22 protein-coding genes are annotated in these 26,021 nt (G+C 63.4%); 15 read left to right on the forward strand and 7 right to left on the reverse strand.

Going from position 1 to position 26,021, the window contains the following annotated elements:
• Positions 1–95: 95 nt before the first annotated feature.
• On the forward strand, positions 96–1,250 hold the full coding sequence (locus B0G75_RS18645) for an alkane 1-monooxygenase (RefSeq protein ID WP_106308497.1): 1,155 nt from the start codon (positions 96–98) through the stop codon (positions 1,248–1,250).
• A 99-nt stretch (positions 1,251–1,349) separates the two neighbouring features.
• Here B0G75_RS18645 and B0G75_RS18650 read toward each other — a convergent pair whose 3' ends face one another.
• Together B0G75_RS18650 and B0G75_RS18655 are read right to left on the reverse strand one after the other, a co-directional pair.
• Complete coding sequence (locus B0G75_RS18650; RefSeq protein WP_012427266.1) at positions 1,350–1,763, reverse strand: DoxX family protein; 414 nt, start codon at positions 1,761–1,763, stop codon at positions 1,350–1,352.
• 79 nt (positions 1,764–1,842) lie between these two features.
• Entirely contained in the window at positions 1,843–2,568 is a 726-nt protein-coding gene (locus B0G75_RS18655) for a pirin family protein (RefSeq protein ID WP_106308500.1), read from the reverse strand.
• 131 nt (positions 2,569–2,699) lie between these two features.
• On the opposite strand from B0G75_RS18655, the gene B0G75_RS18660 reads away from it, so the two are divergent.
• A complete protein-coding gene (locus B0G75_RS18660) occupies positions 2,700–3,587 on the forward strand; it encodes a LysR family transcriptional regulator (protein ID WP_106308503.1) in 888 nt (295 codons plus the stop codon).
• Here B0G75_RS18660 and B0G75_RS18665 read toward each other — a convergent pair.
• The gene (locus tag B0G75_RS18665) at positions 3,584–4,600 is read right to left on the reverse strand and encodes a 1-aminocyclopropane-1-carboxylate deaminase (protein ID WP_106308506.1); all 1,017 of its coding nucleotides are present in this window, start codon (positions 4,598–4,600) and stop codon (positions 3,584–3,586) included. The two genes, B0G75_RS18660 and B0G75_RS18665, sit on opposite strands and share 4 nt — an antisense overlap.
• A 164-nt stretch (positions 4,601–4,764) precedes the next feature.
• Between B0G75_RS18665 and B0G75_RS18670 the strand changes: the two genes are divergently transcribed.
• The 5 genes from B0G75_RS18670 to katE all read left to right on the forward strand — a co-directional run bounded on the left by B0G75_RS18670 (position 4,765) and on the right by katE (position 10,330).
• The gene (locus B0G75_RS18670) at positions 4,765–5,292 is read left to right on the forward strand and encodes an Lrp/AsnC family transcriptional regulator (RefSeq protein WP_106308509.1); all 528 of its coding nucleotides are present in this window, start codon (positions 4,765–4,767) and stop codon (positions 5,290–5,292) included.
• Positions 5,293–5,440: 148 nt separating this feature from the next.
• A complete protein-coding gene (msrB, locus tag B0G75_RS18675) occupies positions 5,441–5,965 on the forward strand; it encodes a peptide-methionine (R)-S-oxide reductase MsrB (RefSeq protein WP_106308512.1) in 525 nt (174 codons plus the stop codon).
• A gap of 24 nt (positions 5,966–5,989) precedes the next feature.
• Positions 5,990–6,736 carry a peptide-methionine (S)-S-oxide reductase MsrA gene (gene msrA / locus B0G75_RS18680; protein ID WP_106308515.1) on the forward strand — a complete coding sequence of 249 codons (747 nt, stop codon included), beginning with the start codon at positions 5,990–5,992 and terminating at the stop codon, positions 6,734–6,736.
• Between the two features lie 373 nt (positions 6,737–7,109).
• On the forward strand, positions 7,110–8,006 hold the full coding sequence (locus B0G75_RS18685; RefSeq protein WP_106308519.1) for a MipA/OmpV family protein: 897 nt from the start codon (positions 7,110–7,112) through the stop codon (positions 8,004–8,006).
• A gap of 200 nt (positions 8,007–8,206) precedes the next feature.
• Positions 8,207–10,330 (forward strand): catalase HPII, encoded by a 2,124-nt coding sequence (gene katE, locus B0G75_RS18690; protein ID WP_106308521.1) that lies wholly within the window; start codon positions 8,207–8,209, stop codon positions 10,328–10,330.
• Positions 10,331–10,405: 75 nt separating this feature from the next.
• Here the strand turns inward: katE and treF are convergent, their stop codons facing one another.
• Positions 10,406–12,220, reverse strand: coding sequence for an alpha,alpha-trehalase TreF (gene treF, locus B0G75_RS18695; RefSeq protein WP_106308525.1), 1,815 nt, complete (start codon positions 12,218–12,220; stop codon positions 10,406–10,408).
• Positions 12,221–12,480: 260 nt separating this feature from the next.
• Between treF and B0G75_RS18700 the strand changes: the two genes are divergently transcribed.
• The 5 genes from B0G75_RS18700 (at position 12,481) to B0G75_RS18720 (ending at position 19,684) form a co-directional block, all read left to right on the forward strand.
• Entirely contained in the window at positions 12,481–16,044 is a 3,564-nt protein-coding gene (locus B0G75_RS18700) for a response regulator (RefSeq protein WP_106308528.1), read from the forward strand.
• 18 nt (positions 16,045–16,062) lie between these two features.
• Positions 16,063–16,908 (forward strand): protein-glutamate O-methyltransferase CheR, encoded by an 846-nt coding sequence (locus B0G75_RS18705; protein ID WP_106308531.1) that lies wholly within the window; start codon positions 16,063–16,065, stop codon positions 16,906–16,908.
• Between the two features lie 10 nt (positions 16,909–16,918).
• Complete coding sequence (locus B0G75_RS18710; protein WP_106308533.1) at positions 16,919–17,533, forward strand: chemotaxis protein CheB; 615 nt, start codon at positions 16,919–16,921, stop codon at positions 17,531–17,533.
• Positions 17,534–17,542: 9 nt separating this feature from the next.
• Positions 17,543–18,670, forward strand: a complete 1,128-nt coding sequence (locus tag B0G75_RS18715; protein ID WP_106308536.1) for a hybrid sensor histidine kinase/response regulator — start codon at positions 17,543–17,545, stop codon at positions 18,668–18,670.
• 195 nt (positions 18,671–18,865) lie between these two features.
• Positions 18,866–19,684 (forward strand): helix-turn-helix transcriptional regulator, encoded by an 819-nt coding sequence (locus tag B0G75_RS18720; RefSeq protein ID WP_106308539.1) that lies wholly within the window; start codon positions 18,866–18,868, stop codon positions 19,682–19,684.
• Between the two features lie 104 nt (positions 19,685–19,788).
• On the opposite strand, the gene B0G75_RS18725 is transcribed toward B0G75_RS18720, so the two are convergent.
• Positions 19,789–20,730, reverse strand: a complete 942-nt coding sequence (locus tag B0G75_RS18725) for a LysR family transcriptional regulator (protein ID WP_106308542.1) — start codon at positions 20,728–20,730, stop codon at positions 19,789–19,791.
• 234 nt (positions 20,731–20,964) lie between these two features.
• Between B0G75_RS18725 and B0G75_RS18730 the strand changes: the two genes are divergently transcribed.
• From B0G75_RS18730 to B0G75_RS18740, 3 genes are read left to right on the forward strand one after another with little or no spacing between them, the layout of a single operon-like run.
• On the forward strand, positions 20,965–22,164 hold the full coding sequence (locus tag B0G75_RS18730) for an amino acid aminotransferase (RefSeq protein ID WP_106308545.1): 1,200 nt from the start codon (positions 20,965–20,967) through the stop codon (positions 22,162–22,164).
• Positions 22,165–22,217: 53 nt separating this feature from the next.
• Complete coding sequence (locus B0G75_RS18735; RefSeq protein ID WP_106308548.1) at positions 22,218–23,009, forward strand: class II aldolase/adducin family protein; 792 nt, start codon at positions 22,218–22,220, stop codon at positions 23,007–23,009.
• A gap of 4 nt (positions 23,010–23,013) precedes the next feature.
• Positions 23,014–23,997 carry a 2-dehydropantoate 2-reductase gene (locus tag B0G75_RS18740; protein ID WP_106308551.1) on the forward strand — a complete coding sequence of 328 codons (984 nt, stop codon included), beginning with the start codon at positions 23,014–23,016 and terminating at the stop codon, positions 23,995–23,997.
• Between the two features lie 57 nt (positions 23,998–24,054).
• On the opposite strand, the gene B0G75_RS18745 is transcribed toward B0G75_RS18740, so the two are convergent.
• A complete protein-coding gene (locus B0G75_RS18745) occupies positions 24,055–24,246 on the reverse strand; it encodes a hypothetical protein (RefSeq protein ID WP_106308554.1) in 192 nt (63 codons plus the stop codon).
• 19 nt (positions 24,247–24,265) lie between these two features.
• Positions 24,266–26,017 (reverse strand): FAD-dependent oxidoreductase, encoded by a 1,752-nt coding sequence (locus B0G75_RS18750; protein WP_106308557.1) that lies wholly within the window; start codon positions 26,015–26,017, stop codon positions 24,266–24,268.
• Positions 26,018–26,021 lie beyond the last annotated feature (4 nt).

Raw genomic sequence — 26,021 nt, forward strand, 5'->3', positions numbered from 1 at the left:
TCCGGGAGTCGGAAAAGAAAAGTCCGCCGGCCCATGCGTACGCAGTACGGCCGTGCGCAAGCACCGCGCGGGCCACACAAATAAGGAGAGAGACAATGGCAACATCGCAAGCGGCCCCCGCGCGCTGGGTCGACGGCAAGCGCTATCTATGGCTGCTCGGCGCGCTAACAATCACCCTGCCGCTGCACGCAGCAAATCTTGCCCTGCAAACCGGCTGGCACATTTTCTGGTGGTTCGGCCCGATCTTCGTGTTCGGCATCATTCCGGTCCTCGACCACCTGATCGGTGACGACCCCGGCAATCCGCCCGAGCACCTCGTCGCCACGCTCGAAAAAGAGCGCTATTACCGCCGCGTCGTGTATCTCGCCACGTTCATCGAATATGTGTCGTTCTTTGGCGCGGTATGGATCGTGGGCACACATGCAATGACGTGGAACGACTACGTGGGCTTCGCGCTCTCGCTCGGCGCGGCGACCGGCGTGTCGATCAACACGGCGCACGAACTCGGCCACAAGACGGACCGCTTCGAGCGATGGCTCGCCAAGATCACGCTGGCGCCGGTCGCTTACGGCCACTTCTTCGTCGAACACAATCGCGGGCATCACGTGCGGGTCGCGACGCCGCCCGATCCGGCCAGCGCGCGCTACGGCGAATCGTTCTGGGCCTTTTTGCCGCGCACGGTGTTCGGCAGCATCGCGTCCGCATGGCGGCTTGAAAAGCAGCGCCTGACGCGCCTCGGGAAGTCGCCGTGGACGTGGCGCAACGAGGTTCTGCATGCGTGGGCCATGACCGTGGCGTTGTGGGGCGCCATGATCGCGCTATACGGCAAGATCGTGGTTCCGTTCCTGCTGATCCAGGCAGTGTACGGTGCGTCGCTGCTGGAGGTGGTCAACTATCTGGAGCACTACGGTCTCGGCCGCAAACAACTCGCGAGCGGCCGTTACGAGCGTTGCCAGCCGCAGCACTCGTGGAACAGCAATCGCATCGTGACCAATCTCTTTCTGTATCAGTTGCAGCGTCATGCCGATCATCACGCGAATCCGACGCGTTCGTATCAGGCGCTGCGTCACTTTGACGGCGCGCCGCAACTGCCGTCGGGCTATGCCACGATGATCATGCTCGCGTACGTGCCGCCGCTGTGGTTTCGCGTGATGAATCCGCGCGTCGTCGCGCACTATCGTGGCGACATGGCGCAGTCGAATATCCGACCTGCCATTCGCGCGCGCGTCCTCGCGCAATTCGCGGGCTAGTGCGAACGGTTCGACGCCCAAAAAAAGCCGCCCGGCAGCAAACCGGGCGGCTTTCTTCGCGGCGTACCGAACCGCCTGGCACCGCGCAATGCAGCAACATCAACGCCGATCAATCGAATACTTCCCGGCGCCCGTCACACACAACAGCAACAGTCCACCGATGATGCTGATGTTCTTGTAGAAGTGAATCATATTGTCGTACTGCACCGCACCGGTCATGTTCCAGTAATGATGGCCAATAAACGCGGTGCCGAGCGTATAAACGGCGAGGAGCAACGCAAGCGGCCGCGTAAAGAAACCGACCAGCAGCGCGATGCCCACGACAAACTCCATCACCACCGCGATCACCGCCGACAACTCGGGCACCGGCGCGCCGCTCGACGTCATATAAGCCACGGTGCCGGAGAAACCGGTGAGCTTCGACCAACCGAACATGACGAACAGCACCATCAACAGAACACGGGCGACGAGGATGACCGCGTCTTTCTGATTTTCAAACAGCGTATAGCGCACGATTTTTTCTCGACAGGGAAAGAAGAGGGTGGCTCGCCGGACTGTTTCCGGCGAGCCCGTACTTAGTTCATTCGGCCGTTCAAGCCCACAACTCCGACATCTCGATGTTGCGCAAGTCGAAAACGAGGACTTCCGCATCGTGGCCTTGCGTGAAGGTTAGCGCTTCTTCGCCGCGCACACGCGCACCATCGCCTTCTTTGAACTCGACGCCGTTCACAGTCACACTGCCGCGCGCCACGTGGACATACGCATAGCGGTCGGTCGCCAGTTCGAGACGCGCCGTTTCATCGCCGTCGAACAGACCCGCATAGACCCGCGTGTCCTGCTGCACCGTCAACGAATCGTCCGCACCGTCCGGCGAGATCACGAGGCGCAAAACACCGCGCTTCTGATCCGCGCCGAAGTGACGCTGCTGATAACGCGGCGTCGTACCCTTCTGTCCCGGCGCGATCCAGATTTGCAGAAAGTGCACCGGGTCGCTCTTCGAATGGTTGTATTCGCTGTGCGCGACGCCGGTTCCCGCGCTCATCAACTGGATGTCGCCAGGCACGATCACCGAGCCGGTGCCCATCGTGTCCTTATGCTCCAGCGCGCCTTCCAGCACGTACGAAAAGATTTCCATGTCGCGGTGCGGGTGCTTGCCGAAGCCCTGCGCCGGCGCAACGCGGTCGTCGTTGATCACAAGCAGGTCGGAGAAGCCGTTCTGCTTCGGATCGTGATAGTTAGCGAAGGAAAACGTATGACGCGAGCTGAGCCAGCCGTGCTCCGCGCGGCCGCGTTGATTGGCGTGTCTGATTTCAAGCATCTTTTTTCTCCTTGGGTTGTGCGATCCGGCCAGATGTTTGTCCGCGATCCATGAATGAGAGTGTAGGTCAATCCACATCGGTATAATCGACCTGAAAACGGAAACACTGTCACTGTGGAGTGGACAATACAATGCAACTCGATGACATGCGGATCTTCGTCGCCACGGTCGACGCGCACAACTTCACGGCCGCCGCCAACCGCCTGTCGCTGTCGAAGCAGTTCGTCAGCCGCCGGGTGATGGCGCTGGAGGAAACGCTCGGCGTGCCGTTGCTGATCCGCAATACGCGCAAGCTCGCGGTGACCGACCTCGGGCAGGAGTTTTACGAGCGCGCCAAACGCATCCTCGGCGAAGTGGAAGACGCCGAGCAGGCCATGTCGCTGCGGCGCGCCGGGCCGCGCGGGCTGCTGCGCGTGAGCGCGCCGATGTCGTTCGGCATGGCGCATCTGTCGCCGCTCGTGGCGATGTTTCTGCGCGAGCACGGCGACGTGCGCTTCGAGATGGAATTGAGCGACCGCACGGTGGATGTGGTCGGCGAAGGCTTCGACATGGCGATCCGGATCGGCAGCTTGCCGGATTCCACGCTGATCGGACAGAAGCTCGTGGATATCCGGATGGTGGCCTGCTGCAGTCCCGGTTATGTGCGGCGCCGTGGCGCGCCCAAGGTGCCCGGCGATCTGGAGCGCCATTCGTGTCTGTTATACGGGCACGGCGGCGCGGTGAGCTGGGAGTTTGTTATCGATGGCGTGACGAAAGGCGTCGAGGTCCACGGACCGTTGCGCGCCAATAATGGCGAGCTGGTGCGCGATGCGGCCGTCGCCGGCCTGGGGATTGTTCGGCTTCCTGACTTTATCGTCGCCGATGCGCTTAAAAGTGGCCAGCTCGTGCCAGTGCTCGAAGCATTCCTGCCCAGCGCGACGAGCGTCTACGCGGTGTATCCGCAGCACAGGCAAAGCTCCCTCACGATCCGGGCATTCGTGGAATTCCTGAGGGAGCATTTGAGCAAGCGGCTGGTTTAGCCGTTGCGGAAAATGAAGCTGTAGCCGTTCAGCGCGGGCACGCCGCCGAGGTGCGCGTACAGCACGCGCGAACCTTCGGGGAATTCGCGGTTGCGCACCATCTCGATCATGCCGTGCATGGATTTGCCCTCGTAGACGGGATCGGTCAACACGCCTTCCAGGCGCGCGCACAACCGGATCGCTTCCAGCGTGCCGTCATTGGGCAAACCGTATTCCGGGCCGCCGAAGCGCTCGTCGAGCACCACGTCCTTGCTGGTGATATCGCGTCCCAGGCCGACCTGTTCCGCGGTTCGCTTCGCGATGCGGGTGATCTGCTCGCGCGTCTGCTCGGGCTTGGCCGACGCGTCGATGCCGATCACACGCTCGGCGCGGCCGTCGTCGGCGAAACCCACTACCATGCCGGCCTGCGTGCTGCCGGTCACGGAACACACGACGATATAGTCGAACTTGAAGCCCAATTCCGCTTCCTGCTGGCGAACCTCCTCCGCGAAACCGACGAAACCGAGTCCGCCGAGCAGATGGTCGGAGCACCCGGCCGGAATTGCATACGGCTTGCCGCCGGCGGTCCGCACGCTTTCCAGCGCATCTTCCCAACTCTTGCGAAAGCCGATGTCGAAACCATCGGCCACAAGGCGCACGTCGGCGCCGAGGATGCGCGACATCTGGATGTTGCCGACCCGGTCGTAGACCGCATCCGAGTAGTTCACCCAGTTCTCCTGCACCAGCACGCACTTCATGCCCAGATGCGCCGCCACGGCCGCCACCTGGCGCGTCTGGTTGGACTGGATTCCGCCGATCGACACCAGCGTGTCGCAGCCCTGCGCGAGCGCTTCGGGGATCAGGTATTCGAGCTTGCGCGTCTTGTTGCCGCCGAACGCAAAGCCGCTGTTGCAGTCTTCGCGTTTCGCATACAGATGCACTTTGCCGCCGAGGTGCTCGCTCAGGTGCTTGAGCGGCTGGATCGGCGTCGGCCCAAAGGTCAGCGGGTAACGAGGGAATCGTTGCAGGTTCATGGCAGCTCCGTGGTCGGGGTAAGTGGGGCGCGAACGGCATCCCGTCGCGTTGATCAAATGGTAGGGAAAACAGCTGGAAATGAGCTTGCGAAAAAATTGGCGTAGGCATACTTTTAAAACACCAAAACCGTGAACCGATTAAGAAATTGAATGTATAGGAACCCATGAACGCAACAAAAATTCGCAGCACCCCGACAGCCGTGGCAACCGCCACGGTCCCGGCCGACCCGCTGCAGGCGCTCGACCGCATCGACCGCGCGATCTTGCGTCAGTTGCAAACCGACGCGTCGATTTCGAACGTCGCGCTCGCGGCGAAGGTCAAGCTGAGCGCGCCGGCGTGTTTGCGGCGGGTGGAGCGGCTCAAGGAGTCCGGACTGATCCGCGGCGTCGTCGCATTGATCGACCCGAAGGCGGCGGGGGCGGGGATGCTGGTGATCATCGGCGTGGTGCTGGACCGCTCCACGCCGGAGTCGTTCGCCGAGTTCGAAAAAGCGGCGCAGAAGGTGGCCGGCTGCATGGAATGCCACGTCGTGACCGGCGAATTCGACTACTTCATGACGATCCGCACACGCGACAGCGACAGTTTCAACCGTCTGCACGCGGAGCAGTTGCTCTATCTGCCGGGCGTTCGGCAAATCCGCTCGTTCATGGTGCTCAAGGAAATCCTCTCGACCACGAAATTTCCGCTGTAATTGCCATTGCGGCAGTCACCGTGACACGAAAAGACGCGCATGCTGTCATTTATCCCGCTCTCGTGCGACCAAGCATTGGGACCACTCGCGGGCGGCGCGGTCGGCGCCGGGAACGGGTGAACGGTACGGACTTTCCGGAGCGATCATCATGGCTTGCAACAGACGGATATTCTTCAGGTTAATCGGTGCGCTGTCGCTGGCTGGCGGCGCCTCGGTGTGGCGCACGGCGCGCGCGGCGCAGCCGGCACAAGCGCCAGGCGGCAGCGCGGCCGCTGCCTACGAGGTCACGCACAGCGACGCCGAGTGGCGCAAATTGTTGACCGACGCGCAATACCGCGTGCTGCGCGAGGCGGGCACGGAGCGCCCGTTCACCAGTCCGTTGAACGACGAGCACCGCGCCGGCACGTTTGCGTGCGCGGGGTGCAAACTGCCGCTGTTCTCGTCGAAGACCAAGTTCGACAGCGGCACGGGCTGGCCGAGTTTCTGGCAACCGCTCGATCACGCGGTCATTACGCATACCGACAAGTCGTTCGGCATGACGCGCGACGAAGTGCTATGCCGGCGCTGCGGCGGCCATCTCGGCCACGTGTTCGACGACGGCCCCAAGCCGACCGGCCTGCGCTACTGCATGAACGGTCTGGCGATGACATTTACGCCCACAGCGGGCGCGTGAGTTCAGCAAAGCAGGGTGACCATCATGACGAAGTTCGAAAAACGCATCGACGGCAGGCCAGCGCGCTCGCGCCTGGCGGCGATTTCACTGTCGGTCGGATTCGGCGCGCTCGCGCTGCTGCTGGCGCAGCGCATGGCGTTTTCATCGGAGGCCGCCGTCGTGATCGCGCCACCGGCGCTCGACGAACCGGTGTCCGCCACGACCGCGCACGAAGAGACCGCGGTCTTCGCCGGTGGCTGCTTCTGGGGCGTACAGGGGGTGTTCCAGCACGTGCGTGGTGTCACAAAGGCCGTCTCGGGGTACTCGGGCGGCCAGCGCGATACCGCGCAGTACGAAACGGTCAGCGGCGGCGAGACGGGGCACGCGGAGTCGGTGCAGGTCACGTTCGATCCTACCAAGGTCACTTACGGCCAGTTGCTGCAGGTGTATTTCTCCGTGATTCAGGACCCGACGCAGTTGAACCGCCAGGGACCGGACAGCGGCACGCAATACCGCTCGGCGGTGTTTCCGCTAAACGATACGCAGCGGCGCGTCGCGCAAAGCTATATCGCGCAACTCGACAAGGCGCGCGCCTTCCCCGCGCCGATCGTCACGAAGACCGAGCCGTTCAAGGGCTTTTATCCGGCTGAGTCGTATCACCAGAACTATCTGACGCTGCATCCCAACTCGGCGTATATCGCGATCAACGACATGCCGAAGGTCGCCAACCTGAAGCGTCTGTTCCCGAATCTGTATCGCGACAAGCCGGTGCTGGTCGAAGCATCGCAGTAGGCCACGAGTGTGCCCGGCGCCGCTTCGTACGGTGCCGGCCGTGTCTTGCTCATTGCATCCGCATCCGCGTCCGCGTATTCACGTCTTTGTCTTCAGCCGATCCGAGCTCGTTCTCCAGCGACTAGGCCCGCATTTTGCACTAGTGCGTCCGTCGGCAAATCTTTCGTACCGTTCTGTTCAGACAAATGCCTCTATTTACGGGCATTCTGACCAAATGCGGGTCGTGTGATTCGCCGAGCGATGCGTGTCATTCGCTGAAAAAATTACATACCGCAAGTAGTAATGCGGCGGTTGCCCGGGTGCTTTTTTATCCCTTGCGGATCCCGGGGAGAGAACATAACCCCTTCGCGATATGCGAGATCGGAGGCTTCTGGTGTTTAACAGCCGTAGAAAGCGGGGCGGCAAGTCCCGCAATAAACAAACAGGCATCGCGGCAACTTCCCTGGTGGCGGTGGCCATCGGCGGCGTCGCTGTCATACCGGATTCGGCCTCGGCGCAGACGCCCTCGCCACTGGGCGAATGGCAATACTCGGTCGGCATTCCACTACAGAAGATGTGGCAACCCAATATTCCGGACTGGCAGGTGCGGGTTGGCGCGGCGACGTCGTTCCAGCCGCGCTATGAGGGTTCCGACCGGTATCACCTGGTGGCGGGACCCAGCATCGACGTGCGTTACAAGGATCTGTTCTTCTTATCGAGCGGCGAGGGGTTTGGAGTCAACTTCGCGCAAGGCGAGAACTGGCGCGCAAGTCTTGCCGCCGTCTACGATCTCGGACGCCGCGGTCACGACGACCCGCAAGAGTTGGACGGCCTCGGCAATATCAACCTCGCGCCGGGTGTCAAGCTGTCCGGCGAGTATGTGGTCTCGAAGGATTTCCCGCTCGTGCTGCGTGCGGACGTCAGGCGCTATTTCGGCGGCTCGAACGGCTGGATCGGCGATCTCGGCGCCTATATGCCAATGCCGGGCAGCACCGAGAAGTTCTTCTGGTTCGCCGGTCCGAACGTGACGCTGGCGGACTCCACTTACATGAATAGCTGGTTCGGCGTGAATCAGACTCAGGCGGCGAATTCGAAATACTCGCAGTACCACGCGAGCGCGGGCTTCAAATCGGTGGGCTTCGGCGTCAGCGCCATATGGCTGTTCGACAAGCACTGGTTCGCCACCGCGGACGGCGCCTTCGAACAACTGGTGGGCAGTGCGGGCAATAGTCCGGTCACGCACCGCAAAGCCAACGGCGTAGCCGATATTTCGATCAATTACCGCTTCTGATCGCTCTTTTGCGCTTCCATGGATGGACGGCGGCGCGCAATTTGTGGCGCGCCAGCCGCATTGCGCGTCCAGCATCGCTCGTGTGCCAGCAAGCGTGATTGGCGACGAACCGACGCGGGTATATCGATTGCTGCCTTGTTCCGATGCGTCAGACTGGATTTCCCCACCGGCACGTCCCCGAACGCAAGGAGCAGATTCTCATGGCAGGTAAAACGACTACGCAAAAGCCCGCAGCGAAGAACGCGCAGGCGACTGACTCGCAAGCCGATCCGAAATCGAAGGATCTCGAACAGTTTCGCGTCAGTCCGGAAGGCGAGGCGCTGAGAACCAATCAGGGCGTCAAGATCTCCGACAATCAGAACAGCCTGCGCGCCGGTCCACGCGGCCCCTCGCTGCTCGAAGATTTCATCATGCGTGAGAAGATCACGCACTTCGACCACGAACGCATTCCCGAGCGCATCGTGCATGCGCGCGGTTCGGCGGCGCACGGCGTGTTTCAGGTGTACGAGTCGATGAAGGAATACACCAAGGCCGCGTTCCTGCAGGACCCCGCTGTCCAGACGCCGGTCTATGTGCGCTTTTCCACGGTGCAGGGTCCGCGCGGTTCCGCCGACACAGTGCGCGACGTGCGCGGCTTCGCCGTGAAGTTCTACACGCAGGAAGGCAATTACGATCTGGTCGGCAACAACATGCCGGTGTTCTTCATTCAGGACGCCATCAAGTTTCCCGACTTCGTCCACGCGGTCAAACCGGAAGCGCCGAACGAGATGCCGACCGGCGGCTCCGCGCACGACACGTTCTGGGACTTCGTCTCGCTGGTGCCCGAGTCCGCGCATATGGTGCTCTGGACCATGTCGGACCGCGCGATTCCGCGCAGCCTGCGCACCATGGAAGGCTTCGGCATTCACACGTTCCGTTTCGTGAATGCGCAAGGCAAGGGACGCTTCGTCAAATTCCACTGGCGCCCGGTGCTGGGCTCGTACTCGCTGCTGTGGGACGAAGCGCAGAAACTGGCCGGCAAGGATCCGGACTTTCATCGGCGCGATCTGTGGGAGTCGATCGAATCGGGCAACTTCCCCGAGTTCGAACTCGGCGTGCAGATCATTGAAGAAGCCGACGAGCACAAATTCGATTTCGACCTGCTCGATCCGACCAAGCTGATTCCGGAAGAACTCGTGCCGGTCAAGATCATCGGCAAGATGACGCTCAATCGCAACCCGGACAACTTCTTCGCCGAGACCGAACAGGTCGCGTTCCATCCGGGGCATATCGTCCCGGGCATCGATTTCTCGAACGATCCGCTGTTGCAAGGCCGTTTGTTCTCGTACACGGACACGCAGATCAGCCGGCTGGGCGGCCCCAACTTCCACGAAATTCCGATCAACCGGCCGGTCTGCCCGTTCAATAACAACCAGCGCGACGCGATGCACCGCCAGACGATCAATGTCGGCCAGGCCTCGTATGAGCCGAATTCGCTGAGCGGCGGCTGGCCGAAGGAAACCGATCCGGCGCCGTCCGACGGCGGCTTCGAAAGTTATCAGGAGCGTGTGGAAGGCACCAAGATACGTGTGCGCAGCGAATCGTTCGCCGATCATTTCTCGCAGGCCGCGCTGTTCTACAACAGCATGTCGCAGCCTGAGAAAGACCACATCGCCGCGGCGTACCAGTTCGAACTCGGCAAGGTGACGAAGCCCGAGATTCGCGCGCGCGTGGTGAACGAGATTCTCGCCAACTTCGACGCGGGACTTGCGGCGCAGGTGGCCGAAGGGCTCGGATTGCCCGCGCCGAAGAAAGGCACGGCGAAGCTGACCGGCCCCAAGGAATCGCCCGCGCTGAGCTTGCTCAACCGCGTGCAGCCAGGCATCAAAACCTGCAAGATTGCGTTGCTCGCCGCGCCGGGTTCCGATGGCGCCGCCATCAAGACGCTTCAGCAGGCGCTGCAAGGCGAGGGCGCGGTGCCCATGCTGATTGCGCCGACGCTTGCCGCGATCGACGGCATGGCGCCGGACGCCACGATTGCCGGCTTGCCGTCGATCATGTTCGACGCGGTGATCGTGGTGGGCGGCGACAAGGGCGCGAAGACGCTGGCGCAGTCCGGCGACGCGCGGCATTTCGTGCTCGAGGCGTTCAAGCATCTGAAGGCGATCGCGGCGATCGGCGCGGGACGTGACGTGCTCACTGCCGCGCACTTGCCCGACAACGCCGACGGTGTTGCCACCGGCGACGACAAACAGGCCGCCGACGTACTGAAGGCCTTCATCAAGGCGGCCGAGCAGCATCGCGTGTGGTCGCGGGCGAAGCAGGCCGAGACCGTGCCGGCTTGAGCGTGCGGTGAGTCGCTAAAAGACCTGGCTGGTTCGCACCGGCCGGGTCTTTTTTAAGTTGCAGCGTAAAGAGCGTTAAGGATTCACCCGCGTGCCATGCAGCCGATGCGTATTCTTCGGCGCGGCTGCGGCCGAAGCGGCAGCCGCCGACACGCCCGCCGGACCTTCGGCAATATCGCTAGGGCGCGACGCCTGCACTGTTTGCGGATACAGCACGAGCAACGCGCGCAGCACGCCGTTGGTCCAGCCGAAGCCATCCTGCAGCGGATACTCGCCACCACCGGCCGAGACGCCTGGCGCGGCTGCGTCGATATCGTATTTCTCGACGAGCTTACCCGTGTGCTGGTAGTACGACACATTGGTCCTGATCCAGCGAGTCGCGATGGTTTGCGCGAGCGCCATTTCGCTGTAACGCCGCAAGCCGATCACCGCCAGATACTGCAACGGCGCCCAGCCATTCGGCGCGTCCCACTGCTGGCCAGTCACCGTTTGCGTGGTGGCGAGCCCGCCCGGGCGCAGTAGTTCGCGCTGCAAGGTCGCGGCGACAGTCTTCGCCTGCTGACGGGTCGCTATCCCCGTATACAGCGGAAACACCGTCGCGGCTGTGAGCCTGTGCGTGAGCGTGTGATGCACGAAGTCGTAGTCGCCGAATGCCTGCAGTTGCGGATCCCACAGCACGCGGCGGATCGCTTCGGCGCGCGCGGTGGCGCGCTGCTCCATATTTTCCGCATGCGTGACGTCGCCACGGAGACGATAGGCTTTGGCCAACGTACGTTCCAGATCGGCCAGCAGGCAATTCAGATCGACGGGCACGAGCGAGGTCACGTCCACCGTGGCGAGCGTCTTGCCGTCCGCAAACCAGCGCGAGCTGAAATCCCAGCCGGTTTCGCCGCCCGCGCGCAGATTGCGCCACAGGTCCGCGGAATCGCGTTGCGGCGTCTGCTGCGCGGTGAGGACGTCTTCGCGATACGACTCGTCGCGTGGCGTGGCGCGTGCGTCCCAATAGCGGTTGAGCAACGTGCCGTCCGGCAGGCGCACCACGTGCCGGTTGGCGTGGCCGGTGGGCAGGCCGTCTGCGCCGTCCATCCAGTAGGCGTACTCGCGCTGCAACTCGGGCAGATACTGCGCGTAGACCGCGTCGCCATCTTGCTCGGCGACGAGCCGCACCATTTGCGCGAAGAACGGCGGTTGCGAGCGGCTCAGGTAGTAGGTGCGGTTGCCGTTCGGAATATGGCCGTAGCGATCGATCAGGGTTGCGAAGTTTTTCAGTTCGTCGACGACCAGCGCATGCTGTCCGCTCTGTTCGAGGCCGAGCATGATGAAGTACGAGTCCCAGTAGTAGATTTCATCGAAGCGGTCGCCCGGCACGATGTACGCGTACGGCAGCGGCAGCAGCGAGGACCACGGGCTCGCGGCCGCATCCGGTTCGCGGCGGAGCACGTTCCAGAGCGTATCGATATGGCCCACCACATCCTGATTCGGATCGGACACGTAGGCCTTCGCCGTGCGCGTCGGCAACGTGAAGTTGTGCTTCACGAAGTCCGCGAGATTGAAATTGGCCCGTTGCCCGGCGGCGTTATACGCAGCCGCGATGTGCGCGGGCGCAGAAAGCGGCACCATGTCCGCAAAGGTTTTGCTGTCGGGGTAGAGATGCGCGAGCTGCACGTCGCGATAGAGCGTTGGATATTGCTCCGACGGCGGTACGGGCACGACCGGCGAAGCTTGCGTGGGCGCCTCGACATGCACGGTGGCAGCCGCGATGCCGCCGTGTGCCGCGGGCGGCTCGGCAACCTGCGCCGCGCCGCTCAACGAGGCATGCCACATGAACGCGGCGGCGAGGGCGATACGCAAGGGCGCGCGGGAGAAATCGGTGAAGGCGTGAGAAGGCATCGGCTACCGGAAGAAAGTGGACGGCGATCGGATGATCGAAGAGCGGATCGGCATTCCTCGCACGGTTGACCCGATAGGCGGCGCAAAGTTGCGCGAGTCGGCAACAGGCCCGTCCAGCAAGCCTAGACCGCCATGTGCACGTCTCAAAAACAAACCCATCCTGTATGATTACGCGCGTCGCTTCGCGAGAGAAAGAATCACGCGAAATACCCGAAAAATATTCCGAATCGACTCGATTCGCCCCGCCGAAGATAGAAAAAATGACCGCATCTCAGGCCGTCGACCAGAATCGTTTTCGCAGCATCATTCGCCGCAACATTGCCTTGCCCCTGGGTGTCGGCCTGGTCACGATGGCCATCTTCGTCGGACTGATTGCTTATCTCGTCTCGACCATGAACTGGGCCGAGCATTCCGAGCGCGTGATCGGCCAGGCCAATGAAATGCTGCGTCTCGCGGTCGATCGCGAATCGTCGATGCGAGGCTTCCTGATCACGGGCGACGAGAGCTTCCTCACGCCCTACGAAACCGGCGGCCCGCGCTTCAAGACGCAGATCGAGGCGTTGCAGGAGATGGTCGCCGACAACCCGCCGCAAGTCGGAAAGCTCAAGCAGATCCAGGCGATCCAGCAACGCTGGAGCCGTTTTGCCGAAGAGATGATCGACGCGCGCCGTCGCAATCAGAACTTCGAGGCGGCCGTGGCGAGCGGGCGCGGCAAGATCGAATTCGACGAAACGCGCCGTGAATTCGGCGATTTTCTCGACGTCGAGTTGCGCCTGCGCCAGGAGCGCAGCGAAGCCACGCGCCGCGTCACGACCACGCTCGTGAGCGTGTTCCTGCTCTTCAGCCTGGGCGTGAGCGGCCTGCTCGCATGGATGGGCCGCCGCGAATTGATGAGCCTGTCGACCACCTATGACGGCGCGTTGCGCCAGCAGGCCGAACAGACCGAGATGCTGCAGGAGCAAGTGTGGTTGCGCTCCGGGCAGCGCCTGCTTGCTGAAAAGGTGGTCGGGCAGACTACCTCGCTGCTGGTGGGCCGCGCGATACTCGACTTTCTCGCCCAATATCTGGACGCCGTCGTGGCCGCGCTCTACGTGCGTGATAAGCAGCAGGGCAAGCTGCGCCGGATCGCGACTTACGGTTTTAGCCGCGAAAGCGAGCAGGCCACCGCGCGCAGTTTCGCCGAAGGCGAGACGCTGATCGGCCAGGCGGCTTTGGCGCGCCGCACGCTGGTCTTGCGCGACGTGCCGGCGGATTACGTGCAGGTCGTGTCCGCGACCGGCAAGAGCGCGCCGAAGAACCTGCTCGTCATGCCGATTGAAAACGACGGCCAGGTCAACGGTGTCGTCGAACTGGGCTTCATTCGCGAGTTGGGCGTGCGCGATCAGGAGTTCATGGAACTGATCGCCAGCAGCATGGGCGACTTCGTCGAAGCCGCGTTGTACCGCGAGCGTTTGCAGGACGCGTTGGCCGAGACGCAGCAGTTGAACGAAGAACTGCAGGTGCAGCAGGAAGAATTGCGCGTCTCCAACGAAGGACTCGAAGAGCGCGGCCGCGCGCTGATGGAATCGCAAACGCGTCTGGAAGCGCAGCAATCCGAGCTCGAACAGACCAACGTGCAGCTCGAAGAATACGCGCAACGTCTCGAGCGGCAGAAGTCCGATCTGCTGCGCGCGCAGGACGACCTCGCGGCCAACGCGGCGCGCCTCGAACAGTCGAGCCGCTACAAGTCCGAGTTCCTCGCCAACATGTCACACGAACTGCGCACGCCGCTGAACAGTTCGCTGATTCTCGCCAAGCTCCTGCAGCAGAACCGTACCGGCAATCTGACGGAAGAGCAGGTGCGCTACGCGGAAACGATCCACGCGTCGAACAGCGACTTGCTGGTGCTGATCAACGACATTCTCGATCTGTCGAAGGTCGAAGCCGGTCAGGTGACGGTCGAACTCGAAACGGTGTCGATCGACGCGACCCTGCAGGCGCTCGAGGAAACCTTCAAGCCATTGGCCGGCGCCAGGCATTTGAGCCTTGCGTTCGACCGCTCGCCGGGCACGCCGGATACCTTCATCACCGACGGTCAGCGTGTCACGCAGATTCTGCGCAACCTGCTTTCGAACGCGGTGAAATTCACCGAGCGCGGTGAGGTGGCGCTGTCCGTCGCGCCGGCCGAAGGTGGCATGCTGCGCTTCGACGTGCGCGATTCCGGCATTGGCATCGCGGCCGACAAGCTGGAGATGATCTTCGAAGCGTTCCAGCAGGCCGACGGTTCCACCAGCCGTCAATACGGCGGCAGCGGGTTGGGCCTGTCGATTTCGCGGGAGTTTTCGCACTTGCTGGGCGGCCGGATCACCGTCGCCAGCGAAGTCGGCAAGGGCAGTGTGTTCACGTTGTGGTTGCCGCTCGATGCGGAGGCGGCACTGAACGCAAGCCAGGACGCGCACCACGCAACGGCGCCGGTGTTTGCTTCGGCTCAGGCACCGGCCGGCGCGCAGGCCGCGCCCGAACCGCTGCTGGCGCACCCCCCTTCGCGCGGCAGCCAGCCCACCGTGATCACGCCGGCCAACGGCCTGACTAGCGGCTTAACCAACGGCAACTCATCCGAAACCACGCACAGCCCGATTGCCGACGACCGCGACAACCGTACCCGCGCCGGCCGTCTGATCATCGCCGTGGAAGACGATGCGGCCTTCGCCGAAATCCTGCGCGATCTGACCCACGAACTCGACTTCGACTTCGTCCACGCAAGCAGCGCCGCCAGCGGGCTCGCGCTCGTGCGCGACATGCGCCCCGCGGCGGTGCTGCTGGATGTCGGCCTGCCGGACCGTTCCGGCCTGACCGTGCTGGAGTGGCTGAAGAACGATCCGCTCACGCGTCATATTCCGATCCACATCGTCTCCGCTACCGATCACGCCGACAAGGCGCTGCACCTCGGCGCCATCGGCTATACGCTCAAGCCCACCGCGCGCAGCACGATGGAAGCCGCGATCCGCCGCCTCGAAGCGCGTCTGCAGCAGCGCCTCAAACGCGTGCTGGTGATCGAGGACGACGCGCCGATGCGCGAGAGCATCCGCGCATTGCTGCAAAGCGAAAACACCGAGATCGTTGCAGTTGCAACCTTGGCCGAAGCGTCGGAGTATCTTGGGAAATTCAGCTTCGACTGCGTGGTGACCGATCTCGCGCTGCCCGACGGCACCGGCTACGACCTGCTCGAACGGCTCGCGGCGAACACCGCGCATGCCGCGTTGCCGGTGATCGTCTACACGGGCCGCATGCTGTCCGATGAGGAAGAGCACCGGCTGCGCCGCTATTCGAAGTCGATCATCATCAAGGGCGCGAAGTCGCCCGAGCGCCTGCTCGACGAAGTGACCCTGTTCCTGCACAGCGTGGAGTCGTCGCTCGCGCCCGAGCAGCAACGCATGCTGCGCACGGTGCGTCAGCGCGACAATGCCTTCGAGGGCCGCACGATCCTGCTGGCCGAAGACGACGTCCGCAATATCTTCGCGCTCTCGCACGTGCTGGAGCCGCTCGGTGCGAAACTGCAGATTGCGCGCAACGGCCGTGAAGCGCTCGAAGCGCTGGAAAACGGCCCCGAAGTGCATCTGATTCTGATGGACATCATGATGCCGGAGATGGACGGGTTGACCGCGATGGGCGAGATTCGCCGCGATCCGCGTTTTGCTCATCTGCCGATCATCGCGCTGACGGCGAAGGCCATGGCGAACGACCGCATGCGCTGCCTCGAAGCCGGCGCGGACGACTACGTCTCGAAGCCGATCGACGTGGACAAGCTGGTCGCGCTGTGCCGCGTCTGGCTGCGGCAACGGTAGAAGGAACACGAGAACACAATGAGCCAGTCCGAATTCGAACCGCCGCAACGCATCAGCGACTTCGACATCGAGTTGAAGCTGCTGCTGGAGGCGGTTTACCTCAAGTATCAGCACGACTTCCGTCATTACGCGATGTCGTCGCTGCGGCGCCGCCTGACGCAGGCGCTCGAGGAATTCGGGCTGAAGACGCTGTCGCAGCTGCAGGACCGCATCATGCGCAACGGCGACGAGTTCTCGCGGCTGTTCCAGTACCTCACGGTGCAGGTCAGCGAGATGTTTCGCGATCCGTCGTATTTCCTCGCGCTGCGCGAACACGTGCTGCCGCGTCTGCGCACTTATCCGTCGATCAAGGTGTGGGTGGCGGGGTGCAGCACGGGCGAGGAGCTCTGGTCGCTGAAAATCCTCTTCGACGAAGAAGGCCTCACCGAACGCACGCTCTTCTATGCGACGGATATCAACCCGGACGCGCTCGCGCGCGCCGAGTCCGGCATCTACGCGCTGGACCGCATTCAAGGCTTCACGCAAAACTATCTGGCGGCCGGCGGCAAGCGTTCGCTGTCCGACTACTATCATGCGGCCTATGGCGGCGCGCGCTTCGCGGGCTCGCTGAAAGAGCGCGTGGTGTTCGCCGACCACAGCCTGTCCACCGACGAAGTCTTTCTCGAAGCGCATCTGGTGTCGTGCCGCAACGTGCTGATCTATTTCGATCGCGGCTTGCAGGATCGCGCGCTAGGTCTGTTCGAGAACGCGCTCGTGCGGCGTGGATTCCTGGGTTTGGGCAGCAAGGAAAGTCTGCGGTTTTCCAAACACTACGAAGCGTTCGACGAATTCCGTCCGACCGAACGTATTTATCAGAAGCGCTAGGCCGGTCATCATGTCACGCTCAACTGTCCAGCCAAATGTCGATGCCGAAGCGGCGCGCGGCTACGAGCTCGTCGTGATCGGCGGTTCGGCGGGCGGCATCGAAGTGCTGAATGTGCTGCTCAGCGCGCTGCCCGCGGGCTTTGCACCGGCGGTGATGATCGTCACGCACCTGCCGCCCGATTCGCCGAGCTATCTGGTGCATGCATTCGCGCATCGTTGCGCGCTGCCGGTGCTCGAACCCGATGCTGGCGAGCGCATCATGGCGGGCCGCGTGCATATTGCGCCGCCGGGCTATCACATGCTGGTGGAAGTGGACCGCACTGTTGCGCTGTCGACCGACGCCGCCGTGCGCTTTTCGCGTCCCTCGATCGACGTGCTGTTCGAATCGGCCGCTGCCGTGTATGGCGAACGCCTGCTGGCGCTCCTGCTGTCCGGCGCCAACGACGACGGCGCGCAAGGCCTGAAGCGCGTGCGCGCAATGGGCGGCACGGCGTGGGTACAGGCGCCCGACACCGCTGCTTCCCCGGAAATGCCGCGCGCCGCGATTGAACGCGGCGCGGCGGATTTTATCTACACTCCCGAAACCATGGCCCGGCGGCTTGCTGCATTGCCGGCCTCTTTCTGACGCGATGCCATGACGAACTCACCCGTGAACATTCTGATCGTCGACGACATCGTTCACAACATTACGGCGCTCGAAGCCTTGCTGGCGCGGCCGGATCTCGCCGTGCTGGTGGCCGACTCGGGCACGGCGGCGCTCGACCTGCTGCTCAAGCACGAAGTCGCGCTGGCGATTCTCGATGTCAACATGCCTGGCATGAACGGCTTCGAACTGGCCGCGCTGATGCGTGGCAGCCCGCGCACCTCGCACGTGCCGATCATCTTTCTGACGGCGACCGCGCAGGACGCGTCGCGCACGTTCCGCGGCTATGAGGCCGGCGCGGTCGACTTTCTCTACAAACCGTTCGATCCGCGGATTCTGCAATCCAAGGTCGATGTGTTCGTGCAACTCGAACAGCAGAAGCGTCAGCTTGCGGCGCAGCTCGTCACCACGCGGCAGATGCTCGAAGCCAACGAAATGCTGATGGCCGTGCTCAGTCACGACCTGCGCACGCCGCTCGGCGCGGTGCTAGCGTCGGCGGAGTATCTGATGCGCACGGCAGCCGACGAACAGTCGGCCACCGTCGCCGCGCGCGTAAAGAACAGTTCGCTGCGTATGGCGCGCATGGTCGACCAACTGCTCAATCTCGCGCGTTTGCAGGGCGGACGCCTGCCGCTACAGCCGCGCTCGATCGAACTGGCGTCGCTGTGCCGCTCCGTGATCGACGAATTCGCGTCGCGTGAGAACGGCAAGCAGATCGTGTTCGCGAGCCGCGGCAATACGTCGGGCGCGTGGGATACCGATCTCGTCTGGCAAGCCGTGTCGAATCTGGTGAGCAACGCGCTGCATCATGGCGCGCCGGGCGGCGATATTGGCGTCGAGGTAGACGGCGAGGCGGTCGAGTCGGTGCGTTTGAAGGTCGCCAATCGCGGCACGATTCCGGCCGAGGTATTCCCGCATCTGTTCAAGGCGTTCGGCCCGAACAATAGCGGTGGTCGCTCGCGCGAAGGGCTGGGGCTGGGCCTGCATATCGTGCAGGAAATTGCGCGCATGCACGGCGGCAGCGTCAGCGTGAATTCCGACGAAGCCATAGGCACGGTCTTCACGATCGAGTTGCCCAGAATGGTGACGTTCCAGCGCGGGTCGTTTACGGGGAAGTAGACCGCGAGAGTCTCGCGCAGCGTTGGACGGGCCTCCATAACTAGCGCGCGAGATGCGCCGCGAGAAACTGCCTCATCGGATCGATCATGCGTCCTCGGCAACGGTAGGCGTTTTCGCAGACCACCGGAAACAGTCTCCTGTTGCGCTGTGCTACGCTTGCCGGACCGAACTACAGCACGGCGACCGACTTCCATCATGCGTTCCTGGCGCATTTCTCCACCGCATCGCGGCGAACAGATCAGCACTTCGCGCGCGACCGAACTGGTCATGGCGATTTCGCATGCCGATGCCGACGCGCTCGCTGCCAGCATTCTAAAGACTGTCGGCGATACGCTGCCGGTCTCGCAGTGCACCATCTTTGCCTACGAATTCGACGCGAGGCCGCGCACGGTTTCCGCCGCGGATCATCGCGGCGGCCGTTTTCTGCGCGACGTCGCCGATCGCTACGCCACGCATTTCTATGCACTTGACGGCAACCGCGCCATCATCGGCCGGCCGCACGACAAACCGGCGCGAGACGCGCTGATGTTGCACCAGCAGCAGAGCGAAGAGATCGAGAACGAAGCGTATCGCGCAGCATGTTATGCGCAGCCGAACGTGTCCGACCGGCTATCGCTGCTCGTGCAGCCCATGGAAAGCGTCTGGCTGTCGATCAATCTGTATCGCGATCGTGCCTATGGCGTGTTTCAGCTGGGCGAACTCGAGCGCGTGGAAAGCCTCGCGCACTTGTTCGCACACGCGGCGAAGGGCCACTACGCGCTGAATGGACAACATCAGCAGGGTTCGGCCACCGCGATGCTGGCGCGGGTCAGGCGCGCTTGCCCGGCACTCACGTCGCGCGAACTCGATGTGTTGCGCGGCACGCTCGAAGGCGCGAGCGCCGCTGAAATCGCGGTGCAAATGGGCGTCAAGCCTGCCAGTGTGATTACCTATCAGAAGCGCGCTTATGCGCGGCTCGGCATCTCGAGCCAGAGGCAGTTGTTCGCGTTGTGCATGACGCCCGAACTGGCTTGATCCTGAAACGCAGCGCGGCCGGCCCGCACGTTTTACGTTAAGCCGGTGCGGCCGTCACTGGCGCTTGTCTCCTAAGCGCAACCACCGAGCACCGCAGCCACCGATCACGCACGCTTGCCCCGTGCCTCCGCCTGCGTCTCGCGATCCCAGCGCTTTAACCACGGCATGATGAAATCCGCGAAACCGTCGGCGGGCGGCGACAGCGCGCGCTCGGTCGAGCGATACACGCACACCTCGCGGATCGTTTCGGGATCGACGATGCGCTTCATCACCAGCCCAAAGGTGCGCGCCAACGGCGCGACGTAGGCGGGCGCGAGCGTGATGGCCAGCCCTTGTGAGGCGAGGCCGAACGCCGTGGTGACGTTGTCCACCACGTCCACGGGACTGATGCGGGCTTCCACCGGCAGATTGGCCAGCATTTGCCCGACCGCGCGTTCATGGTCGCGACCGGTGGCGACGATTGGCACGTCGCGCAAATGCGGCCACTGCACGCGGCGGCGCGCGTTCAACGGATGGGTCGGCGCGCACCACATCACCCACGGACTCGCGAACGCCGGCTCGCGACGCACGCGCGTGCCGCTTGGCCGGTCAGGGCCGATCGCGAGATCGACGTCGCCGCTTTCCACGCGCTCCACCAGTTGCTCGACCACGGTATCGCAAATGCGCACGACCACCTTCGGCTTGTCGCGCGCATATTCGGCGATGGCCGCGGGCAGCGCGGTCGCTGCCAGCACCAGCGGCGCGCCGATCCGCACGATGCCGGCGGCGCGGTTGCGGATATCGTCGGCGGATTGCGCGGCGGCACGCACGTGCCGCAACACCGATTCCGCCGACGCCAGAAAATCCTGCCCCGCGCTCGACAGATTCACGCGCCGCGTGGTCCGGTCGAAGAGGCGGAAGCCGAGTTCCGTTTCAAGGTCGGCGAGCAACTGGCTGACCGCCGACGAAGTCAGCCCGAGGCGGTCCGCCGCCGCGCCGATGCTATGCAGATCGACGATGGCGAGAAACGCTTCGAACTGACGGATGGTGACGCGTGTGAGTGGCATTGGGCGATTCTAAAGAAAAACTAACGAATCGTGAAAAATCGATTGATTGTGTAGCGTGCCGCATGCGCGGAGACTTGTCCCCATCGACGCACCCAGCCAAACCCGCTTAGACTTCCGTCTCGCCAGTCTGAGTCAAGCCGGTTCACGCGGGCTGTCGTCCGCCACACGCGCCACGCGCGCGCCATACCGAGCGCCACACCGAGGCCGCGCTGCGGCCACATTCAAGGAATTGCCATGTTCGACCACATTCCCGCTTATCCAGGCGACCCGATTCTGAGCCTGAATGAAGACTTCCAACTCGACCCGCGCTCGAACAAGGTCAATCTGAGCATCGGCATCTATTTCGACGACGCCGGCAAGCTGCCCGTCATGGACGCCGTGCGCCGCGCCGAAACCGCGCTGCTCGATTCGATCGGCCCGCGCTCGTATCTGCCGATGGCGGGCCTCCCGCTTTATCGCGACACGGCGCAAGCACTCGTATTCGGCGCGGACAGCGAGGCGCGCAAGGCGGGGCGCATCGCGACGCTGCAAACCATCGGCGGATCGGGCGCGCTCAAGGTTGGCGCCGATTTCCTGAAGCGTTATTTCCCCGGCTCGCAGATCTGGATCAGCGACCCGAGCTGGGAAAACCATCGCGTCGTGTTCGAAGGCGCGGGGTTGACGGTCAACACTTATCCGTACTACGACGAACAGACCGGCGGCTTGCGCTTCGCCGACATGATCGAAACGATCGGCCGCTTGCCCGAACAGAGCGTCGTGCTGCTGCACGCGTGCTGCCACAACCCGACCGGCGTGGATCTGAGCCAGGCGCAATGGGCCGAACTGGTGCCGGTTTTGCAGCGCCGCAAGCTGATCGCGTTCGTCGATATGGCTTATCAGGGGTTCGGCGCCGGTCTTGAAGAAGACGCCGCCTGCGTGCGTCTGCTGGCCGACGCGGGCATTCCGTTGATCGCCGCGAATTCGTTCTCGAAGAATTTCTCGCTGTACGGCGAGCGCGTCGGTGCGTTGAGCGTGGTCTGCAAGAGCGCGGAAGAGGCGGGCCGCGTACTCGGTCAATTGATGTCGACGGTGCGCGCGAACTACAGCAATCCGCCGACGCACGGCGCGCGGCTCGTCGCCAACGTGCTCGCGGACGCGTCGTTGCGCGCTTCGTGGGAAGCGGAACTCGCCACCATGCGCGAGCGGATTCTCGCCATGCGCGGCACGATTCACGCCGGACTCGCGGGCCGGGTGGATGAAGTGATGCGCGCGCGCTACGTCGCGCAGCGCGGCATGTTCACCTATACGGGCTTGAGCGAAAGCCAGGTGGAGCGTCTGCGCAGCGAATACGCGGTGTATGTGCTGCGCTCCGGGCGCATGTGCGTGGCCGGTCTGAACGAACGCAACGCGGAGTATGTGGCTTCGTCGATTGCGGCCGTGGTGTCGGGCGCGTAAGCGCGGCTTTTCAAGCAGCAGAACGATAACAACGGTCGACAAGGGAGACCCAAATGACCACCCTCGATATACCAGCGCCGAGCGCGCCGAAGGCCCACGCGATGCATCCGGACGAATGGCATGCGCGCGTGCAGCTTGCAGCGTGCTACCGGATCTTCGACATGCTCGGCTGGACCGAGATGATCTACAACCACATCACGCTGCGCGTTCCCGCCAGCGTGAGCGGCGGCGAGCGGCAGTTCCTGATCAATCCGTTCGGGCTGCACTACAGCGAAGTGACCGCGAGCAATCTCGTGAAGATCGATGCACAGGGGCGCGTGCTCGATCACTCGCCTTATCCGGTGAATCCGGCCGGTTTCGTCGTGCATGCGGCGATTCATGAAGGCTTGCCCGACGCGCACTGCGTGATGCACACGCACACCACGGCGGGCGTCGCCGTGGCCTGTCTGGAAGACGGTCTGCAGCAGACCAACTTCTACAGCGCGCAATTGTACGACCGCATTGCGTATCACGACTTCGAGGGCATCACCGTGCACGCGGAAGAAGGTCCGCGTCTGTTGGAACATATCGGCAACAGGCAGGCGGTGATCTTGCGCAACCATGGCCTGCTTGCGTGGGGCCACACCTTGCCGCAAACTTTCGCGGTCCTGTGGACGCTCAACCGCGCCTGCGAAATCCAGATGGCGACCTTTGCGATGGGCCGCGCGCGGCCGGTACCGGAAGATGTCGCGATTCGCTGCTCGCGCGACGCGCTGCAGTTCGATCCGCGTCACGGCGCGGGCCAGGATGTGTTCGACGCGTTGGTGCGGCGAGTGGACCGCATCGACGCCAGTTACAAGGATTGAAACGATGAAAGCAGCAATCTACGGTGCGGGCGCGATCGGCGGCTGGATGGGCGTGAAGCTCGCGCAGGCCGGCCATGACGTGAGCGTGGTGGCGCGCGGCGAGACGCTGAACACGCTGCGCGAACACGGCCTGCGTTTGATCGAAGGCGGCGCGACGCATGCCGTGAAAGTGAATGCGAGCGAGAATCCCGCTGACCTCGGCGTGCAGGATCTCGTCGTGGTCGCCGTCAAGGGTCCGGCAATGGCGTCGGTGGCCGCGCGGATCGCGCCGCTGCTTGGCGCGCAAACCATCGTAGTGACTGCGATGAACGGCGTGCCCTGGTGGTTCTGCGACGGACTCGGCGCGGACTTCACCGGCAAACGCCTGAAGTCGATCGATCCGGACGGCGCGATTGCCGCCGCGATTCCGAGCGCGCAGACGGTGGGCTGCGTGGTGCACGCCAGTTGCCTCGTCGAAGCACCGGGCGTCATCCGGCATCATCAGGGCAATGGGCTGATTATCGGCGAGGCGTCGGGGCAGGCGAGCGAGCGTGTCGCGGCGCTCACGGCCACGCTCGCGGCGGCCGGCTTCAATGCGTCGGCGTCGGCGCAGATTCAGCGCGACGTCTGGTACAAGCTGTGGGGCAATATGACGATGAATCCGATCAGCGCCTTCACCGGCGCGACCACCGACCGGATTCTCAGCGACGAGCTGGTGCGCAACTTCGTCACGAGCATCATGCTGGAGGCGAAGGAAATCGGCGCACGCTTCGGCATTCCAATCGATCAGGACCCTGAGGACCGCCACGAAGTCACGCTGAAACTCGGCGCGATGAAAACCTCGATGCTGCAGGACGTGCAGGCGGGTAAAGCGGTCGAACTCGACGCGCTGGTGGCAGCAGTGCGCGAACTGGGACAACTGACAGGCGTCGCTACGCCGTATACGGATGCGTTGCTCGGTCTCGCGCGCCTGCATGCGAGGACGCTGGGTCTGTATCCGAAGCAGTAACAGTTGCATCAAGCGAAAACCGCCGCGCCTCGCATGGCGCGGCGGTTTTTTTACGCCTTATGCCGTCACCGTAGTGGCGGCCGGCAGTCGTGCCGCTTCGATCAACGACAACGCGCGGCGCGGGTTGTCGAGTTCGGTCAGGCACAGCATCGCGAGGCGGGCCAGATATAGCGGCGCCTGAGCTTCGCCTTCATTCGTGAGGGTCTTGCAGAGCGTCGTATAGACGAGGTCGAGATCGCTATCGGTCATGACGTTTGTCTCCTTTGTATTAGATCGTCAGCGCCGCGCGGATGGCGCGCTGCGTGGCTTCCGCGCTGCCGTCGCGCCAGCGGGCCAGTACATGGCCGTCGGGCCGAATCAGATAGACCGTGCCGGGCGTGGCGTCGAGCATGTCGTGCAAACGGCCGGTGTGATCGACCACGTTTGAGTTCGCAACGCTATCCGTGTCGTTCCTGACCAGCTTGACGGATTTGAACGGGATACGTTGTTCGGCCAGCGTGTCTTGCAACTGCTGCCACGCTGCGTCTTGCCCGGAGTCGTCGTTCGCGTTCGCACCAAAACGTAATGCAGTGAAGCATGCCCCGAGCATATCCGTCAGATGGATATCGTGAAAGACGCCGTCGTCCCTGCGCTGGAGTCTGCACTCCGGAAGCACAGTGCCGGGCGCTGGGCCTTGCGCGAAAGCGCCGCTCGCGTCGCCAGCGGCCTGGTTGAGCGGCGACTGCACATACGCGATCGGATGCGTCTGCCGCGGATTGATCAACGGACGCACCGCCGCATGATGTTCCGCGAGACTGAGCACCGCCTGGCGCATCAGATCGAAGGCGAACGAGGGCGGCGCCATGAACTCCGTGCTCTTCATGCCGTAACTCAGGTTCTCGCGTGCCGCGAACACCCGCTCGTCGCTGTAGCTATCGAGCAGACGCGGCGACGCCACCCCGTTCAGCACGCAGCCCAGTTTCCAGCCGAGGTTGTCCGCGTCGTCGATACCGGAGTTGGCGCCGCGCACGCCGAAGATCGGCACGAGATGCGCGGCGTCGCCCGCGAACAGCACCGGGCCATGCCGGTAGCGTTCGAGCGTCAATGCGTTGGCCTTGTAGACGGTGATCCAGATCGGCGACCATGCGCCGGTTTCGCCCATCGAATCGAGCACGCTCTGCACGCGTGGCATGACGTTCGCGGGCTGCACGGCGGCTTCCGGGTCTTCGTCGTCGCGAAGCTGGTAGTCGATGCGCCAGACGTTGTCGGGCTGCTTGTGCACCAGCACCGTCGAGCCGGGATTGGACGGCGGATCGAAATAGGCGAGGCGCTCGGTGGCGCGCGAGCTGTCAAGTTCGATATCCACGATCACGTAGCGGCCCTCGTAAGTGGTGCCGGTGAGCTTGAGACCGAGCGCCTCGCGAATTGTGCTGCGGCCGCCGTCGCAGGCGACGACCCAGTCGGCGTGCATCTGCCATGCGGTGTCGCCGGTGCGCAGCGCGAGCGTCGCGCCGGCCGTGCCTTCCTGGTTCCCGCGATCGCCTTCCGCCGCATGCTGTTCGATGCCGGTCACGCGCGTCTGCCAGCGGATCTCGATCAGATCGGCATGCCGTTCTACCTCGTCGAGCAGCAACTGCTCGATCTGATATTGCGCGATGTTGATCATGGGCGGCAGCGATTGCTCGTCGTCCTGGTGCATGGCGAAGCGGAACACTTCGGCATCGCGGTAGAAGCTGCGGCCGCCGGTCCACGGCAGGCCTTTTTGCAGGAAGCCTTCTACGACGCCGAGTCGCTTGAAGATTTCCAGGCTGCGCCGCGAGATGCAGATCGCGCGGCTGCCGGTGCAGACTCCGTCGTCGGCTTCGATCAGCACCGAGCGCACGCCCTGGCGAGCCAGCGCGAGCGCCACCGTCATGCCGACCGGCCCGCCGCCGACAATCGCCACCGGCCGCCTGACAGGATCGCGCCCGTCGACGAGCGGTGGCGCCACGCCTTCATAGTGACGCGGCGAAAACGGATAGGGTTTGAAGGGGCGGCTCATGCTT

It is taken from the genome of Paraburkholderia sp. BL18I3N2, from assembly GCF_003001875.1.
Classification (GTDB): Bacteria; Pseudomonadota; Gammaproteobacteria; order Burkholderiales; family Burkholderiaceae; genus Paraburkholderia; species Paraburkholderia phytofirmans.

What these genes read in the sequence shown, in the direction of transcription:
- msrB (WP_106308512.1), top strand. Translation starts at nt 5,441, where the DNA reads ATGGCTTGCAACAGACGGATATTCTTCAGGTTAATCGGTGCGCTGTCG.
- katE (WP_106308521.1), top strand. Translation starts at nt 8,207, where the DNA reads ATGGCAGGTAAAACGACTACGCAAAAGCCCGCAGCGAAGAACGCGCAG.
- B0G75_RS18670 (WP_106308509.1), top strand. Translation starts at nt 4,765, where the DNA reads ATGAACGCAACAAAAATTCGCAGCACCCCGACAGCCGTGGCAACCGCC.
- B0G75_RS18645 (WP_106308497.1), top strand. Translation starts at nt 96, where the DNA reads ATGGCAACATCGCAAGCGGCCCCCGCGCGCTGGGTCGACGGCAAGCGC.
- B0G75_RS18700 (WP_106308528.1), top strand. Translation starts at nt 12,481, where the DNA reads ATGACCGCATCTCAGGCCGTCGACCAGAATCGTTTTCGCAGCATCATT.
- B0G75_RS18655 (WP_106308500.1), bottom strand. Translation starts at nt 2,568, where the DNA reads ATGCTTGAAATCAGACACGCCAATCAACGCGGCCGCGCGGAGCACGGC.
- treF (WP_106308525.1), bottom strand. Translation starts at nt 12,220, where the DNA reads ATGCCTTCTCACGCCTTCACCGATTTCTCCCGCGCGCCCTTGCGTATC.
- B0G75_RS18720 (WP_106308539.1), top strand. Translation starts at nt 18,866, where the DNA reads ATGCGTTCCTGGCGCATTTCTCCACCGCATCGCGGCGAACAGATCAGC.
- B0G75_RS18710 (WP_106308533.1), top strand. Translation starts at nt 16,919, where the DNA reads ATGTCACGCTCAACTGTCCAGCCAAATGTCGATGCCGAAGCGGCGCGC.
- B0G75_RS18730 (WP_106308545.1), top strand. Translation starts at nt 20,965, where the DNA reads ATGTTCGACCACATTCCCGCTTATCCAGGCGACCCGATTCTGAGCCTG.
- B0G75_RS18750 (WP_106308557.1), bottom strand. Translation starts at nt 26,017, where the DNA reads ATGAGCCGCCCCTTCAAACCCTATCCGTTTTCGCCGCGTCACTATGAA.
- B0G75_RS18740 (WP_106308551.1), top strand. Translation starts at nt 23,014, where the DNA reads ATGAAAGCAGCAATCTACGGTGCGGGCGCGATCGGCGGCTGGATGGGC.
- B0G75_RS18665 (WP_106308506.1), bottom strand. Translation starts at nt 4,600, where the DNA reads ATGAACCTGCAACGATTCCCTCGTTACCCGCTGACCTTTGGGCCGACG.
- B0G75_RS18745 (WP_106308554.1), bottom strand. Translation starts at nt 24,246, where the DNA reads ATGACCGATAGCGATCTCGACCTCGTCTATACGACGCTCTGCAAGACC.
- B0G75_RS18735 (WP_106308548.1), top strand. Translation starts at nt 22,218, where the DNA reads ATGACCACCCTCGATATACCAGCGCCGAGCGCGCCGAAGGCCCACGCG.
- B0G75_RS18725 (WP_106308542.1), bottom strand. Translation starts at nt 20,730, where the DNA reads ATGCCACTCACACGCGTCACCATCCGTCAGTTCGAAGCGTTTCTCGCC.
- B0G75_RS18660 (WP_106308503.1), top strand. Translation starts at nt 2,700, where the DNA reads ATGCAACTCGATGACATGCGGATCTTCGTCGCCACGGTCGACGCGCAC.
- B0G75_RS18705 (WP_106308531.1), top strand. Translation starts at nt 16,063, where the DNA reads ATGAGCCAGTCCGAATTCGAACCGCCGCAACGCATCAGCGACTTCGAC.
- B0G75_RS18715 (WP_106308536.1), top strand. Translation starts at nt 17,543, where the DNA reads ATGACGAACTCACCCGTGAACATTCTGATCGTCGACGACATCGTTCAC.
- msrA (WP_106308515.1), top strand. Translation starts at nt 5,990, where the DNA reads ATGACGAAGTTCGAAAAACGCATCGACGGCAGGCCAGCGCGCTCGCGC.